General features: G+C 35.6%; 15 protein-coding genes and 1 tRNA gene. 3 read left to right on the top strand and 13 right to left on the bottom strand.

The genetic code is table 11. The features are described 5' to 3' along the window. Positions 1–265: 265 nt before the first annotated feature. The 3 genes from ACS127_RS13740 to ACS127_RS13730 all read right to left on the bottom strand — a co-directional run bounded on the left by ACS127_RS13740 (position 266) and on the right by ACS127_RS13730 (position 5,821). A complete protein-coding gene (locus tag ACS127_RS13740) occupies positions 266–1,660 on the bottom strand; it encodes an L-cystine transporter (RefSeq protein WP_440895604.1) in 1,395 nt (464 codons plus the stop codon). A 1,075-nt stretch (positions 1,661–2,735) separates the two neighbouring features. Beyond that, positions 2,736–4,607: a serine hydrolase gene (locus ACS127_RS13735; protein ID WP_440895603.1), complete on the bottom strand. Its 1,872-nt coding sequence runs from the start codon at positions 4,605–4,607 to the stop codon at positions 2,736–2,738. Between the two features lie 662 nt (positions 4,608–5,269). Then, positions 5,270–5,821 (bottom strand): hypothetical protein, encoded by a 552-nt coding sequence (locus ACS127_RS13730; protein ID WP_440895602.1) that lies wholly within the window; start codon positions 5,819–5,821, stop codon positions 5,270–5,272. 139 nt (positions 5,822–5,960) lie between these two features. On the opposite strand from ACS127_RS13730, the gene ACS127_RS13725 reads away from it, so the two are divergent. The 3 genes from ACS127_RS13725 to ACS127_RS13715 all read left to right on the top strand — a co-directional run bounded on the left by ACS127_RS13725 (position 5,961) and on the right by ACS127_RS13715 (position 8,954). Beyond that, positions 5,961–6,875 carry a phosphatidate cytidylyltransferase gene (locus tag ACS127_RS13725; RefSeq protein ID WP_440895601.1) on the top strand — a complete coding sequence of 305 codons (915 nt, stop codon included), beginning with the start codon at positions 5,961–5,963 and terminating at the stop codon, positions 6,873–6,875. Positions 6,876–7,341: 466 nt separating this feature from the next. Further along, positions 7,342–8,232, top strand: a complete 891-nt coding sequence (locus ACS127_RS13720) for an ABC transporter ATP-binding protein (protein WP_440895600.1) — start codon at positions 7,342–7,344, stop codon at positions 8,230–8,232. Next, positions 8,229–8,954 (top strand): ABC transporter permease, encoded by a 726-nt coding sequence (locus ACS127_RS13715; protein WP_440895599.1) that lies wholly within the window; start codon positions 8,229–8,231, stop codon positions 8,952–8,954. The genes ACS127_RS13720 and ACS127_RS13715 overlap by 4 nt, the downstream gene beginning before the upstream one ends. A 70-nt stretch (positions 8,955–9,024) precedes the next feature. On the opposite strand, the gene ACS127_RS13710 is transcribed toward ACS127_RS13715, so the two are convergent. From ACS127_RS13710 to ACS127_RS13665, 10 genes are all read right to left on the bottom strand, one after another. Further along, on the bottom strand, positions 9,025–9,381 hold the full coding sequence (locus ACS127_RS13710) for a hypothetical protein (RefSeq protein WP_440895598.1): 357 nt from the start codon (positions 9,379–9,381) through the stop codon (positions 9,025–9,027). A gap of 102 nt (positions 9,382–9,483) precedes the next feature. Continuing rightward, positions 9,484–9,873 carry a DUF3887 domain-containing protein gene (locus tag ACS127_RS13705; protein ID WP_440895597.1) on the bottom strand — a complete coding sequence of 130 codons (390 nt, stop codon included), beginning with the start codon at positions 9,871–9,873 and terminating at the stop codon, positions 9,484–9,486. Positions 9,874–9,875: 2 nt separating this feature from the next. Then, positions 9,876–10,550, bottom strand: coding sequence for a YhfC family glutamic-type intramembrane protease (locus ACS127_RS13700; protein ID WP_440895596.1), 675 nt, complete (start codon positions 10,548–10,550; stop codon positions 9,876–9,878). A gap of 341 nt (positions 10,551–10,891) precedes the next feature. Then, positions 10,892–11,437, bottom strand: coding sequence for a 2'-5' RNA ligase family protein (locus ACS127_RS13695; protein WP_440895595.1), 546 nt, complete (start codon positions 11,435–11,437; stop codon positions 10,892–10,894). Between the two features lie 130 nt (positions 11,438–11,567). Next, a tRNA-Arg gene (locus ACS127_RS13690) sits at positions 11,568–11,644 on the bottom strand. Positions 11,645–11,756: 112 nt separating this feature from the next. Then, a complete protein-coding gene (locus tag ACS127_RS13685; RefSeq protein ID WP_440898145.1) occupies positions 11,757–12,173 on the bottom strand; it encodes a VOC family protein in 417 nt (138 codons plus the stop codon). A 100-nt stretch (positions 12,174–12,273) separates the two neighbouring features. Beyond that, positions 12,274–13,599, bottom strand: a complete 1,326-nt coding sequence (locus tag ACS127_RS13680; protein WP_440895594.1) for a GHKL domain-containing protein — start codon at positions 13,597–13,599, stop codon at positions 12,274–12,276. Next, on the bottom strand, positions 13,596–14,345 hold the full coding sequence (locus tag ACS127_RS13675; protein WP_440895593.1) for a LytR/AlgR family response regulator transcription factor: 750 nt from the start codon (positions 14,343–14,345) through the stop codon (positions 13,596–13,598). Before ACS127_RS13675 ends, ACS127_RS13680 begins: the two co-directional genes overlap by 4 nt. 197 nt (positions 14,346–14,542) lie before the next feature. Continuing rightward, positions 14,543–15,892 (bottom strand): ISLre2 family transposase, encoded by a 1,350-nt coding sequence (locus tag ACS127_RS13670; RefSeq protein WP_440895073.1) that lies wholly within the window; start codon positions 15,890–15,892, stop codon positions 14,543–14,545. Positions 15,893–16,147: 255 nt separating this feature from the next. Continuing rightward, entirely contained in the window at positions 16,148–17,068 is a 921-nt protein-coding gene (locus tag ACS127_RS13665; protein ID WP_440895592.1) for a GNAT family N-acetyltransferase, read from the bottom strand. Between the last annotated feature and the right edge of the window lie 52 nt (positions 17,069–17,120).

Raw genomic sequence — 17,120 nt, 5'->3', positions numbered from 1 at the left:
TTAGCAAAGAAGTTAAAAATATTCATAAGAGTTTGTGCTTGATATAAAGTAAGACGAGCGTCAGTCATACACTGAAAAAGAGATATTGCTTGATATATCTTATCTCTTTTCCAGTATCATTAACCTATCACTATTTGAATGTCTAATTTGCTTTAAAAATTCTAATGTATGTAAAGTGGTTCATTTCCGAATGTAGATGAGATAATAAGCATAATAAAAAACAGTTGTGCTCATGTTGAACACAACTGTTTTAGCTAGCTTTAAATTAAATACCACTGTTTTCTACAACGGCATTTTTATCAGAATAGATGGACTCATCTAATGTGCCGAGTGCTTTAGATGATACCGTACCTGATAGCATACTTCCATTAACATTGATTGCGGTACGCCCCATATCAATTAGCGGTTCTACTGTAATCAGCAAGCCTGCTAAGGCGATTGGCAAGCCCATAGAAGAGAGAACAATAATTGCTGCAAAAGTTGCTCCCCCACCAACACCGGCTACACCAAAGGAACTGATTGCTGTAATCAAAACCAGTTGCACAATGAATGCAATTGATAATGGATCGATATCGACTGTTGGTGCTATCATCACTGCTAACATGGCTGGATAAATACCTGCACAAGCGTTTTGCCCCATGGTTGCCCCAAATGAGGCGGACATATTCGCTGCACCATCTTCTACACCCAAGGCATTTTTCTGTGTCGCCACATTCAATGGTATGGCACCTGCACTGGAGCGTGATGTGAATGCAAATCCAAGGACAGGAATCGCTTTTTTAACAAAGGTAATTGGATTTAAGCCAAACCCACTGACGATCAGCATATGAATAATAAACATAGCAATCAGTGCCACATAAGAAGCTATAACAAATTTACCTAGTTGGATAATTCCAGCAAAGTTTGTACTGGCAACCATATTTGTCATCAATGCCAAAACTCCAAATGGCGTTAGACGTAGAATTAAAGTTACCAGCCTCATTACAATAGCAAAAACGGCATTAACCATTTTGGTAAATAATTCTGCCTGTTCCGTCTGTTTACGCCGCACACCTAGCGTTGCAATTCCGACGAGTACAGAGAAAATAACGACAGCAATAACGGATGTAGACCTTTCCCCCGTCATATCTAAAAAGATATTATTTGGGATAAAGTTGATAATACGCTGCGGTGTCGTCTCTTCTTCCATGGAGGCGAAACTTTCTTCCATTGAAATACCGCGTTCTGTTTCTTCCTGGCCTGCTTCAATCTGTTCTGCATTTAAATCAAATAAAAGTGAAGATCCTATCCCGACAGCAGCGGCAATTAACGTGGTAGAAATGAGCATCCCAATAATCCATGCTGTCATTTTGCCAAGCTGTTTGGTTTCATTCAGATTGATAATCGCCCGAATAATGGAAACCATAACGAGCGGAACAACAATAAGCATCAAGAACCTTACATAGCCGCTTCCGACAATACCGTACCAATCAAGGGTTCCAGTAACGACGTCAGATCCTTCGCCATAAGCGACTTGCAACATAATTCCTAGGAGAATCCCCAGTCCCATTCCAGAAAATACACGTTTGGAAAAAGCTACGTGTTTTTTCTGCATATAAATAAGTAATCCAATTAGAGCTAATAAAATAAAAACATTTAATACAATAAACCAATTATCCATTTGGATATTGACCTCCTTTAGTAATTTATAATAATTCCTATAGAAATAATACGAATTAAACTATACATGGATTTATTTATGATTTCAAGTTATTTGCTAGATCTTATGCAATTTTTTAAAATAGGTTCCTTTTTTATATCAGTAGCATTTTCATGATTAGACTGTGTTTTAAAATCAATACCAAGTTTCGTTAAAGTGATATTCAAATGGTCTAAATCATCCGCATCTAAATTTTTATAAACCTTGTATCTAGGACAAGCATGATAACCAACTTTTATACTAACTTCCTCCTTAAAATTAGGTGTCCAAATGCCCGTTAAAGTTATTTTTTTAGAGAAAGATTAAAAAGCTTATTGCCTGTATTATTCACTTTAATGTTCTGTCCATACTTAAATTTTAAAACAAGAAATGATTAAGAAAAAATATATAATTTACTTTATCCATATCCTTAAAAAAAGATTAGAACAACAATCGTTATGCTTTAAAAGATCATAATTAATACAAATATTAAGAAATTGAATTGATCGGGTTATGTTCAGGAAAACCTTTTAATCCCCCTACTCTATCCTTTTTGAACAGTGCCATAACTGTTCTAGTATATAGAAATTATCTATTTTCAGTCTGAGTATGGCATTGAATTATTTAACAGTTCTTTTTATATTCCCTGATCTTTTTTAAAATAAACAGCCCCTTTTCTATTCAGTGAATTCACTTTCCGAACGATTTATATCTTTTTAGCTTCTCCAAACCAAAAAAAGCTTTTTCTGATAAAATATATTGTTTTTTTACCCTGTTATTTTAGTTGTCTAGCTGATATCACCTACTGACTGTTACAGCGACTATTTTTTCCTAGAATAGTGTGGTGGCACTGTTTTTCCTGGAATGAGTGACTGTCAGCTCAAGTTAAAACTTTTTTAACTTTAAAGGCACGACTCAGACCGTATTTTAACTGATATATAAACATGAAATAATACGGCACCATGACAAAATAGCCCTAAAGGGAAGAAGCTTTTCATAAAGAGACTCCGTTAGGGCTATTAAGATCGTTTTATCTGGTTTAATTACTTTAATTCAATTAAGAATAAAATTGCCAGACGATTAACCAAATAATAAATAAAATGCTACTGATACAGGTTAGTAGGTAGCCGAATTTCTGTATTTTAGATGTCCGCGTTTTTTTCCAGTACACGAGAAGCATAATCATAGAAATAAAACTAATCCCCGTTAAACAATAGTTTCCGATAAAGTGAGGAAGTAACTCTGAATAGGTCCGCATAGGATTAGATAACATGCGGATAACTAATATCGCTAGATTAACGGCCAATGCTGTTCCTGATAGCGTCAATACCCAATTCCACCTTGTAACGATTGTTGCTCTTTGTCCTCTTCTCTTTCGTAAAAATGCCGTCACCATTAACACAAATGGAGAAATTAGAAAATACACCATGGACCAAATGAACAGAGCTAAACTGATGAAGAGGAAAGGTTTGCTTTTATCCATAGGTACATAATCAGCATACATCGTTGAAATTTGCTCTGCTTCTCCATCATCTACATGAAAGTACATGACATTGTTTGGTATAAAAATATCATTTCCGTTTTTCAGTTTATATACATATGGACTTGTTTGCAGATAAGTCGCTTTAAAACCTGCTAAGTCTAATTCAATTTCATTATCATTAATCGATTGGACATCCAATGGAGCTAAATAAGCATAAAGATTCATAAAACCATTGTATGTACGGCGTGCCGTTAGATAGGATCCTTCCACAGCAGAAGCTGGCGGAAGATTTTCTTGTACTGTTTGATCGCCTCTTCCAACCAATTCATCTATCAGTCCATATGAAAGATCTGTTTCATCAGCTTGATTGGTCAAAACGATAATGGCAAAATTATCTTCCGGTACAATCTGCATATTACTAGAATAAGCAACTGTATTCCCTGCATGTGTTAATCCTCTGTATTCACCATCATATTCCCAGAAACCATGTGCAAGCCCCGGAACATCCCCTTCAGGAGAATAACTTGTTGAAAGTAACTCAGATTGTGTTTGGCTTTCTTGAAATAAGGAAGTATCTTCTGATTCAGGTGATATCAAAGCCTGGGCAAACTTCGCCAAATCTGTTGCTGTTCCATTGATTCCTCCACTCGGATACATAGAAATATAGAAAGGCTGAGATTCCGTAAATTGACCATTCTCTCCAGATAAATACCCTTTTCCCTTATCAAGCATAATTTCTTGATTATCCTCAACAGGTAGATGCATGGTAGAATGAGTCATCCCTAATTCTGTAAAAATATGCTCATCGACATATTCATAAAAAGGCTGTCCAGTCATTTCTTCAATAATATAAGCCGCTAGGGAAGTAGAATAATTGGAATAAGCAACCACTTCACCAGGTTTATAGACCTGTTCGGGCTCTGTTAATCTTAAGGATTCCTCTAAAGAAACCAACTGTTCTGGAGAGTCAAACAATAAATCAAAAATATATTCTTCAAACCCTGCATTATGATGCATTAAATTAAGAATAGTAATGGGTTCATCAAAATTTAACTTAGTCAGAAAATCATCTGGTAAATAGGCGCGTATATCTTCTTCTAAATCCAGTTCACCTTGTTCAGCGAGCTGCATAGCAGAGACCCAAACAAATAATTTTGTAATTGAACCCCACTCCAGCACTGTTGTATCTGGATCCATCGGTATTTGATTGTCTATATCAGCATAACCATAGGCTTTGGATAAGACAATTTGATTGTCTTTAATAGCAATAACTGCGGCACCAGCTACGGTATCTCCTATGTACTCTTCTGCATAGCTGTCTACAAATTCTTCTAAACCTTCAATCGGAATACCTGATGGTGTTGTATTTTCATTTGCCAAAAGTGTACTGGAAAAACATAAACCTAATAAGAATATACAGAGAAACACATTGATTCTTTTTATCATTTGGTTACCCTTCTCTCTGTTCTTTATCATTTTGGACGAGAAGACCCATCCTCAAGCGTAAGCTAGGGTGGAGATAAATCGTCTTTTTTGTAGAAAAACACCTGTTCGCATGGTATAATATCTTTATACGAAATGTTCTTTGAAAACTGGATATATAGGGTTGTGACAAGAAATACTTTGTCACCTAAAATATCCAAGCACGACCCGGTCCACACACTGAAGTTGCGAAAACCAAGCTAAAGTAGGGTGTGTGGTGAACCCGTCGTATAAAGCAGTCAAACTTTCACCGTAGGGACTACGGATAGAGCCTGCTAAAATAACTGGTGGTTGCACTGGTGTTCACAGGAATCCCCATTTTCAGGCATAGAAGCCAAGGTGGAGTAGTTCAACATATCATTAAAGAGAATCCCCTAATAGTTATCGTTTAGAATTTTCTAATTATTTTACTCTTAAATGTTGTGCAATATAACGGAAAGTAAATTTTCTAAGTGCTTTTATTGAGATTTCAATGGATGGTTAAGGCTGGTTGCTATACGAAAATAATCATCCAGAGAGAATACAAAAGGCTGGAAAATATTAAAATAGTATCTGCCAGCCTTTTAAAATTTAAACTCTCATTGTTTTTTCACAAGCGATCTGACAGCAATGCCTAATAGCCTCTATCATTCTCCATCGTTTGGCTTTAGATAGTTTGCTAGTTTCCCTTCATACAGTAATTCTAAACATTTACTTTTTCTAAAATCCTCCGGTGTGACCATGATCGGAAGTTTGTCCCAGAGGTAAATCCCAGAACGATTCAGAATATCGGCTACAAATTGTGAACAAAAATAGGAATTGCTGAATTCAATTGGTTCTTTCAGAGAAACCCATATCACACCAAGGATATTGTATAAAAATTTATTATGTTTTTTAATAAATACTTCTAAAATCCGTTTCATTTTTTGCTTCTCACGCTCAGATACCTTTAAGCGATAGATAACACAAGTTGTTTCTGGATATCTACTGTACGTGCCTGTCCGAATATTCTCTTTCACAAATCCACCATGTAATGGATTCTTGGGATTTCTTCGCCCAAAACTATACATCTCATTTAACTCCTGATCAAAAGCAAGCGATGCATGATTATAGGGGGCTTTTGTGTAAGCTTTTATCATGGTTGTAAATAAGGTCCCAGTATCAGATAACATGATGTAGACATATTGTTTTTCTTCCAAATCAATCACCTAAATTTTCTTTATAATCACTTGTTTTGACTTTAGTATTTTAATAAAGCCTTACTTTCCCTTTATATTATAACGTATTTGCAGTAAAATAAATAAATGATATTTTACGAGTTATTGGGGTGATATTTCTGTGCAAGATTCAGTCTGGCTGCTATTAACTGTTTTTTCGATTATGACATTAGTAACGATTAGCTTCTTCATCATGAAAAAATGGCAGCCTGAAAAAGATCTCTCTATTATTCAATACCGTGTGAATACATGGTGGGGAATGTTTGTTATCTTTTGTTTTGCTACATTATTCAATACAACTGTTTCATTGATTGCGATTATGATTCTATCATTAGTCTCTTTAAGAGAATATTTTTCGATGATAAAAACGAGAAAGTCTGACAGGCGAATATTCTTATGGTCTTACTTGACGATTCCACTACATTTTTATTGGATTTATATTGGCTGGTATGGCATGTTTATTGTTTTTATTCCTATCTATGTCTTCTTATTCTTGCCCCTTCCAAGAATTATTGGCAAGGGTACGGTCGGCTTTCTGAAATCTGTCAGCTTTACACAATGGGGCCTTATGTTAATGGTATTTGGATTAAGTCATTTGGCTTACTTTCCAATTGCAAATCCGACCTTTGGTGGTAACTTAATGTTATATCTGGTTGTTTTGACACAGATTAATGATGTTATCCAGTACCTAACTACGGCGTATATCGGCAAACGAAAAATTGTTCCAACCGCAAATGCTTACATCTCATGGGAAGGATTCATCGTGGGCTTAGTCATAACGACTTGTATTTCTTATTTGATTTTTCCATACTTGACCCCGTTGACACCACTATTTGGGGTTATATCTGGTATACTCATTAGTGTGACAGGTTTTGTTGGAAGTTTAACATGCTCTGTATTAAAAAGAGATTTGCTGATAGATGATCAGGAGAAATGGGAGAAATTAAAAGGTCGTTATTTGAGTCGAATCGATAGTCTAACTTATACAGCTCCCATATTTTTTCATGTGATCCGGTATTTTTTTGATTTCATGTAAAAGTAACCCATTGATAAAATAAAATAGAATCAAGGAATAGACTCACACATGGCTCTGCTCTTCTTCACTACAAAAACCATTCGCATCCTGCATTAAAATAAGGGGGATGCGAATGGTTTATATTTATTGAAAATATCGTGCGAATGATTTGTTGTTTTTAACTGATCTCTTCAACGACCACAATAAACAGCATTGATACAATAAAGAAGGAATGAATAATAAAAGCTATGATATACTTATTTATAAGAAAAACCTTTACATAAGGTAAATGTTCAATCAGTGGGGGTTAGTCCGACATGATGTGGGTCATGTAAGTCTTTTCGTTGGGATGAGTCCTTGGCTACTCCCTGTACGATAAAGAGCTATCGTTAAGCTGGATTTTTTTAAGCCTAGATTAAATAGAAAGATTTGGGCAACGCATGTGAGCAAGGACACATTTCTTAAAGTTTAAATGAGGAGGTTAGCTATGATTGAGGTAAGAGAAGTAACCAAGCATTATGGTGATAAAGAAGTATTAAAAAAGGTTAGTTTTGAAATTAAAGAAAACGAAATCTTTGCCCTACTAGGGCCGAATGGAGCTGGAAAAACGACAATTCTCGAATGCATGGAAGGATTAAGGAAATATGATAATGGTGAAATTAAATTAATGGGACTGGACCCAGATGAAGTTGTAAAAAAAGGGGTTGTCGGTATTCAATTGCAATCTTCTTCTCTGCCTAATCATATCTGTGCTAAAGATGCGATGAACTTATTCTGTCTATGGAATGGCGTGGCTCCTCGATATGATTTACTAGATACTTTTGAATTAGAAGAAATAGATCGCAAGCCTTATAAAGCGATGTCAACAGGACAGAAACGAAAGTTACACTTGGCCCTAGCCTTAGCCCACGATCCTAAAATCCTTTTTCTAGATGAACCGACGGCAGGATTGGATGTTGAAGCACGAGTCTCATTACATAAAGAAATTAGAAAATTAAAGCAAAAAGGCGTAACCATTATTCTTGCTTCCCACGATATGGCTGAAGTTGAAGCATTATGTGATCGGGTGGCTATTTTAGTTGAAGGAAGGATTCGGAAAATTGCATCACCTAGCGATATTGTCTTAGATGTAAGAAGGGAAACCATTATTAAGCTTCGTTTAGATAAAGAATTGGCTAAAATTCCATTTAGCCATGTTCAGTTACAAGAAAAAACGAATGGCTATGTTCATTTTACAACAGATAATCTGTTGCAGGGGCTAATGGAACTGCTTCAATATATTAAAACCAATCATTATCAACTGTTGGACTTATCGATTGATAAGCCTAGTTTAGAAGAAAGATATATTGAAATTGCAAAGGAGAAGAATGCAAAATGAAAGCAGCCCTGTATACCTTGTATTTAAAAACAAAGCTAGATATAAAAAGTACAGAGATTTTGATTGCTTATTACCTCATTCCCTTACTCTTCTTTGGGATTATGGGGGCAGTATTTACAACCATAATGCCAGAATCAAAACAAACCATTATTGCATCTATGACGATCTTTTCTATTACCATGGGGGCTTTGTTCGGAACCCCAGGCTCTATTTTAGAGTATTTTAAAAATGATATTCGAAAATCATTGAAGTCTGCAGGTATCCCTATGGGGGCTATTGTCGTGTCAAATATCCTATCAGGTTTGGTGAATTTAATAGTGGTAAGTGTCATTATTTTTATTTTATCTCCATTGGTTTTTGATGCTGTAAAACCAGTAAATATGTGGGTTTATCTAAGTGGATTTTTCTTATTTTTGTTGGCGACATTGTTGATTGGAAATATAGTAGGTCTATTGGCAAAGAGTTCATCTCAGCTAACCCTGTATTCACAGATTATATTTTTACCTTCCATGATGCTCTCAGGGATCATGTTTCCAAGCGAGATGCTGCCTAAGTCCTTAGCATACCTGGGATTGATTTTTCCAGCAACCCATGGCATGAAAATACTCAGCTCAGACAGTTTTATAGCAAAGCACTATTTGTTCCTCCTATTTTTTATTCTTCTAGGCTTAATGATCATCAAGTGGAAATTACAACAATTAAGGTATGAAGATGTTAGATAAAAATGTATACTTTTACATTTCTCAAACGTTGCAATATATTTTTTAAATGGATTGACTAGCTCCTATATGTTTAGTTAAGGTGTTTTCTAATTTCTCTAACCGTCTCTTCAGGATGATCGACATCAATGACTAAAGATTTGAAGCGTTCGTTTTTCAAACTGATGACGATTGCATTTTTAGGTTGACGTACATCCCAGAAGACTCTTTCACCTTTTTGTTTAAACCATCCCCCCATATAAAGACCATAGAAATTGGTTCCTAATCTTTTTTCTAAAATTTTAGGGGGATGTTTAAAAACATCAGGATTTTCTGTAACTTCTGATACATGTTCTAATGGGATAAGGATTTGACGCTTAAAAGCCAATAATTTTCTGATTCCTTTCAACTGAATATGAAGATTCTTTTCTTTTATCATCACCTTTGCCATAGCAAAGCCTCCTTTTCATGGGTATGAGCAATCTTATCAGCCATTATTTAATGATATTGGAAGTCATAAAAGCATCTTTATGACTTCCGATTTACTATTATCTTATTTAATAAAGAAACCTGATATTTGATCATCCATATTATAACTCACAGTATAAACTCTTTTCGTTTCACTATATTTTGCAACTAAGGTAACAGTATATCCGCCATCTCTTTCTTCTACAGACGATTTTTCAAATTCTTCAAAGTTGCCGGATTCATTTATAATGGGTTCGAGTTCATTTTCAATCACTTCTGCTGGTAGTTGTGCGGCCATCGTTTCATCAAAGTACTCTACCATCTCAGAATACTCTTGGTTATTTAGTAGATCCACAACTTGTTCAGTGCGTTCTGTCAAGGCTTCACTCGTTTGTTCGTCTGCGGAATTACCGTTACAGGCGGCTAAGCCAAATATAATACTGAAGACAAGAATAAGGAAACTGTTTTTTTTCATTTTCATTGTATCCCCTCCCATGTTTTTTTCAATTTTAAGCTGAGCAAAAAGAGCAGCAAGCTTATGATTAATAAGAATCCTTCAATAAACAATATCGGTTGAGAAAAAATCATTGGGAAAATTCCCACCGCTATATCGACTAATGCGTGAGCAAGCAATGCGATGATGAAGTAGCGATATTTTTTAGTCGCCACACTATACATAACTAAAATGGAAAGACTGATATGAAGTAAAATGGCAAAGAAACGTTCAAAGCTACCTAGCCATAAATTTAGGTTATCTACCTGACCAATTGTCGTTAAAATCGGTAAACCAAATATTAAAAAGGCCTCCAACAAACCATGTCCCAATCCAAACCAAAAACCCGCCTGCCATGATAATCTATTCTTTAATGGCAATTTCATCATCAACCATCGGCCATATTCTTCAAACAGGCTAGCGCTGATTCCAAGGATTAGGGCATAAATAACAGGATAAAAAAGTTGTAAATCAAGTCCAACAGATGATTGGTTAAATAAAGATAAAAGTGGTATCCGTATCATAATTTGGCTAATAAGAAAGGTAATGATCCCTAATAGATAAGGTATTAAGTATTGTCTGCGAAATAAGCAATAAATGAATAAGCCTATCGGTAATCCAACACCAATCAGCATGGCAACAGCCATGGGAAAAAACATACCGTTCGCCTCCTTTATACGTATAGGATAGCACCTTCCTAAAAGAAAGTCAGTCGATTTTACAAATGCGGTTGGTTATCGGACAAAAGTGGTCGATCGTGGGTTTTTGAACAGAAAAAATGAATTAAATTCAAATAGAAGGAGCGAGTATACCTCCTCCTTTTAACAAAAACATATGGCGCTTCATACTATCAATAATTACGAATAGTAGTCTTTATTTGCTTCGTTTTTTTGGGCATTATTGATCTAATAACAATGGCAAAAAGATTTCTCGGGTCATCAGAGGATTGCATATAGACCGAATGGCATATTGGAATGTATCAGCTTTTATAATCAGCAGGTTAATTATTCAATTCAAACCGTTGAATTAACTCCATTGGATAGGTGTATACCTCTAATGCAATCATTTTTGTCTTCCCAAATATTTGAGATGCAAAAATCATCTTCATTGCTTTTTGTATCTGAGGGACTTCAAATATTCCGATTGTAGAATGGATTGCTGGAAACCCCCATTTAGCTGAGTACAGCCAACCGAGTTTGCCACAATAATCGTCCAGTTTTTCATGAAATGCATAATAAAAGTCAATTAGACTTTTTGATTGCGAGGGAGAAGCAAAAAGCACTGCAGTTTCAGTATGCTCGCCATATGGAGGAAAAGAACCCAACGAGGAAAATGAAATATCAAAAATCGAATGTGTTTTCGCAAATTCATCTGTCCATTGTAAAAGCACTTGGATATCAATATTTTCGTATGCTGCAATAGTTATATACGGTTGCCATTCAGAAATGGCTATCATATGATTTTCGTCATGTAGTTTTTTCCGTAAGGCGGTTAGCTTTCCGGTCATTTCATCATCAAATCTTGCCACAATAACGTAATTTTTCATTATAAATACCCCTTCATTATATAGATAATAAGAAGTTCGAAATAACTCGGTAAATTCGAATGGATCAACGAATACAAGTGACATTGTATCTACAGTATCAGATGGTTTTGCATATGAAAATATATCTTGATGGCGTCCCCGACTGGAGTCGAACCAGCGACCTATTGCTTAGGAGGCAATTGCTCTATCCTGCTGAGCTACGGGGACATATTTTTTAGAATTGAGTCACTTACAGAACTAAATTTGATTTCTATTTTCGCACTTACTTAAAGTTCTACACATTCAATTATAGAAAAAATACTTCACAGATATTACAGAATCACACGCGTTGGTTGTCTTGTTCAGGTGCAACTAACTCCACTTTGATTCTGTCTGGGTCTTCAAAATAAACAGCATAGTGCTTGTCCCCACCAGCGAAGGGATGTTGCTCTGGATAAAGAATGGTTATTCCTTTGTCTTGCAATTTTTCGGTCATGTTGTCGACTTGTTGACGTGAATCGGCATGAAATGCTAAATGATTTAATCCAACCCGACGCCTATGATAAGGAATATCTAAGAACCTTTCTTCAGCCTGCACAAAAACAATATAAGTATCAGACAATTTCCAACTCTGACCATTCTCCCATTTTTGAAAAGAATTGTAGCCTAATTCTTCAAGAAACCAACTCCAAAAGTCGACAGTACTTTTTAAATCAGAAACATATATCTCGATATGGTGAAGTGATCCTTTGATCAGAATTCCCCCCTCTTCTCCCTCATTTAAATGAGGTCAGAATTTAATTTTAAAGGAAATACCTCTATTATTCAAGAATGATCGGGGCAGAATTTTAAACTGGCTAAAGCTGAATACTTAATTCTTGTGTAAAAAAAGGGTTATCAAAACGGGTGGCTACCGTTACATGAGGTTCATGATGAAGAAGTTTATTTAACGAATACAAACCAATTCCTCGCCCTGATTTTTGTTTAGTGCTTTTTCCTAATTTATAAATATCAGCAATATGAATGGTTTCTTGGCTACATGAGTTGCGTACAATAAATTTCAATGTCGTATCATGAATAAACAAAGATACTTGTAACTCCTTTAATGAGGATTGTTCTGCCTCTTCAATCGCATTGTCTAAAATAATGGCGGAGATGCGGATCAGCTTAATAACAGAAATTCCAATCTGATTTATTTCTTCTGGAATATCGACAGTGGTGTTTATTTTTTTGGCTTGAGCATGTAACAATTTGACTCGAAATAGACTTCTAATCTCTTCATTTTGGATATGTTTTAATTTGACTAATTCATTTTGCGCTTGTGCGAATACTAAAGAGGTAGGCGCAATGGTTTCCTGATAAATTTTTTTGATTTTATCTAAATCTCCAGCTTGAATGCCTTCATCTAAAGCAAATAGAATATTTTGATAGTCATGACGAAAACTCGTTAACTCTTGATAAGACGTTTCTAATTCATGAACATAATCCAAATAATCCTGAGTAGCTTTTTGTTCCTGTTTTAGGAGTTGTTGATTGATATTTCTTTTACTATCCACTGAAATAAGGATAATCAGTAAAAAGAAAATCGCAAACATCAAAGGATAATACAATGTAGAAATGTTTAATAATAAATGATTAGATAAAATTTCTATATTAGAACCTGTCCCTTTAACGATAAATAAAAGGAAACCAATGATCAGAATCATACTAAAATAAATAGGCAACCATGTACTTTTTTCTAAAAAATCACCTAACTTCATCAGTAAATTTCTAAAAAGTAAAGTGATCACGATAACCATGACAGCCGATACTTGGGCTATGCTTTGCCTAGATGGCAAAATAGCTATCCAATTTGAATAGGCCAATGTATTGAATAATAAATCTAGTATTATCTCTTGTGCAATAATGATCACGACTAGACTAAAGAAAGAGGCTGTTAAATTCCAAATGACAGGAACTGATTTTGAGACATAGAATATCCCAATAAAGAATAATAAAATAATGATCAGAAGATTCCATTCTACATAACCAGTAAGTTGGATGACAAAGTTAATCCCGATAAAGTACGCAATGGGGATCGGGAGAATATACTTCCAGCTTATGGGTTGCTCATTCATTAAATATAAATAGAATAATAAAATGACCAAGCAAACCCCTATGTTTAAAATTAAAGGAATCATCATCTCTCCATCTCACCCTCTTTCTTCCATGCTTGAATGATATTCTTTGACTTTCTTCTTGAAATAGGGAGCTGCTTTCCATCGATAAATGTCAATAGCATGTCTCTTTTTGATAATTCTCGCACGTTATCCAGATTAGCAATATAGGATTGGTGGGGTCTGACAAATTGCGGTTGATCTTCTAATGCTGCTTGAATCTCCTTCAAACTACCGTAAAACTGAATGACCTGTTTGGTCGAAATCAGGATCAACCGATGGTTTTCAGCTGTTTGAATAGATAAGATTTCAGAATATGGGATTCGAAAGGATGTATAAGCATTTGAAAAGATAAAAACCGGCTGGCTCCTCTGCTCATCTAAACGTTCATAATAATAATTTAGACAATCACTAATTGCTTGACTCATCTCATTCCAATTACTTTTTTCGATAAAAGTCAAAGCGGATACCATATACTTATATGATAGAGGTGCAAGTTCCGCATGTGTTGTAATAAAAACAATCATTCCCTCTGCATCCAGTGTTCTAATTTGTTTTGCTGTCTCGAGACCCCCGTACTTATTTTTCTTAATTTCAATATCCAAAAAATAAAGATTAAGGTGCTCTGAAAAAGGAATTTGATCAAGGATTTCATTTGGACGGCTAGTGGACACGATCGGAATTTCTTTATGATATTTTTCTTGTTGCCGCTCAATGTATGCTTTTAAATTTTCCGCTTGAATCGGATGATCTTCTAAAATAAAAATACTCATCGTATCCCTCCTAACTTTATGTACAGTTTATTATTGTATCATATTTGAAATGATCGCTACAATTTAAGATCTAAATTAGATTGTGTCAAGTATTTGTGGGAGTTTTTTTATGTCCCTTATTTTATATTGTTTTTAGCCTATGATTTGGCAGCGTTGTCACTCCTGTATTCCTTTAAAAGAAAAGCTATTTTAACTTTTTAAAATCCTCTTAAACCTTTCAGAGCTTCTGTAATAGGAGCCCCCATTGCTTGTTTCAAATAACCTAAATTCTGACGAGTGGCTTCTGTCGCACTGTTTTTCAGCTTCTCAACGAAGTGTTTAGGTGGCTTTTCAGCTTTGGGCTCTTCAGTGAATGCCTGCGTTTGCTCAAGGATTCCATGTAACGTTTTAATCTCTAAATTGTCTTTTAGAGCCACCATGACATCGACGAATTTATCAAGCCCTCGATCACTCCAGCTACGACCGTGGTTGAGTCTTCTCGCAAACACACTCATGGTTCCTTCTGCACTACCCATTGGGCGAAAACCGGTTATATCTATCCCTTTTCTCTCTAATTTTTTACGGTAATCTCCGAGTGCCTTCGGATACTTTGAGAGCTGAGCGATTAAGGCTTCCAACTCTTCTTCCTTCTTTTCATTTTCCAGTGTCCCCACTGCACTATTTAATTCCACCATAAACCCTTCCCAATCATAAACAGCTAGCTTCTTTTGGATCGAACGGGATCTTGGATGCCCTCGAAAGATCAGGCGGACATCACGAGCGACATGAAAACGATCAATGACAAAAGTAGCGTTCTTCTGGAAATAGTCTCGACAAGACGTGATCCAATTCGCTCCATCTCCATTGATGACGAGATGGTGTCGCGTTGGGTCATATTCATAAGTGGTCATCAGATAGGTCTCAAACGCTTCCCAAAATGGACCGTTGCCTTCATGAATAAAATGACGTTTCTCGATGAGTTTCGCTCGCTTGCCATTCATCTCCCATCCTTGATGGGTACTTGCTATTTTAAGTTCTCTTCCTTTTTTCCCTTTCTCTTGGCTCTTTGTATTTAAGCCATCCACTTCAACGAATAAAACATCTTGTTCAAGGGGGACAGACTCTTCTGGAACCACTTCCGTATGCAAAAGCTGTTGACGGATCCCTTCATGACTGATGACAGGATACCCTAAGAACCTTTCGAGTACCTTTCCAGCTTGTCGATAGGAAGCACCTGTGACAGCTAGTTCAATCGCCAAATCTTGCACGACTGGACTCATTCCTTTTGTTCCATCAAAGGCTAAATATTGATCTAATAAGTACACATATTTCCCTGTTACTTTATCTTGGTAATAATTTCTCTTCAGCTCGACTTGTCCAAAAACAGATTCAAACGATAACGTACGTTTATCTTTTAAGTAAAATCTTTGTTTGTCTCTTCCTAAAGCAATCGCCTGATCAAACTCCTGAAGGATTTTTGACATCATCTGTGAAAAACTTTCTTGTAAGGTACGGTATATTATTTCTTCTAACTCTTTCATTGTCAGCTGAGATATGATATCTTTCATATGAGGACCTCTTTCTATAGTTTTTGTTTGTCGTAAACTTAACTATATAAAATAAGGTCCTCTTTTTCATCTCAAACGACTTATCTACTACCGCGCTTTCGCTTGGTGCCCCTGTCATGGGTGTTAAAGTCTAACGACTTTAACACCCATGACAGGGAAAATTTACTCCCACAAACATTTTACTCTAACTCTAAATTAACATTTCTGCACAACTAAAAAAGAAAAGACTGAAGTAAAAACAGTCCTTTCCAACAGTTAATTCCTTGAAATTTCATAACTGATTAAATGGTATTTTTCTTCAAAACCAACGGATTGATAAAGCTGTCTGGCAGCCACATTATCCCCACTGACACAAATCGTAATTTCCTCAATGCTTTGATAAGAGAATAGCTGATTTAATGCCGCAGTGATTAACGTTTTACCAACACCCGCTCCTCTATATTTGTCTGAAACAGCAACATACTCAATATTCCCTTCCTTGTGCTTAGGACTCGCTTCAATGTATACATAGCCTTTTAGCTCTGTTCCGTTTTCTTTAACTAAAAATAAGTGATGATTATCGTTTAATCTGCTTAGAATGGTGTTGGCATTAAAATATGTTTTAGGAAATACCTGATTATGAAGTTTGATAAAAGAATCACGATAAGCAGCTGTAAATGTTTCATACCCATTAGTGTTGCGTTTCTCATATTTATCTCTTGCTATGTGAAGGACGATATCTAAACCTTCGTTAACTCCTTTATTTTCAAGCACAAAATCACGGGCAAATTGATTTTCTTTATTGAGAAAAAAGGAGAATGCTTTGATTTCTTTTGGTGTCTTTAGTATCAGATGGTCCCATAATGCTTGGGCAAGTTGCTTATTTCCACCCTCAACAAATGGTCCCCATACGTCAGCATGTTCATCTTGCAAATCAATATCTATACCGATTGCACCTATAATGGTCGAATGGTGATAAGCAACCAGAAAGGAATCGTGCAAATCCAAGTCAGAAAAGTCATTGCTTAAAGTATCATATATTTCTTCGCTATCCTCTCCACAAAAGCCAATATGGTAACTTTTTTGATTATTGATCTTTTCTAAAAATAGCGTCAATTCTTTAATGTTAGTGGGTGGCAAAATATCAATATTCAACAATAACAACCTTTCTATCAGAAAATTAACTAAGTTAAGCACAGCAAGCTTATCTATTATGATCAATAAAACTAGATTTTTCAATGTAAATCAT

The sequence above is a fragment of the Amphibacillus sp. Q70 genome (genome assembly GCF_052055485.1).
In the GTDB taxonomy this organism is placed as follows: domain Bacteria; phylum Bacillota; class Bacilli; order Bacillales; family Amphibacillaceae; genus Amphibacillus.
The sequence above is the reverse complement of the archived record's forward strand: the minus strand, read 5'-3'. Positions and strand labels throughout refer to the sequence as shown.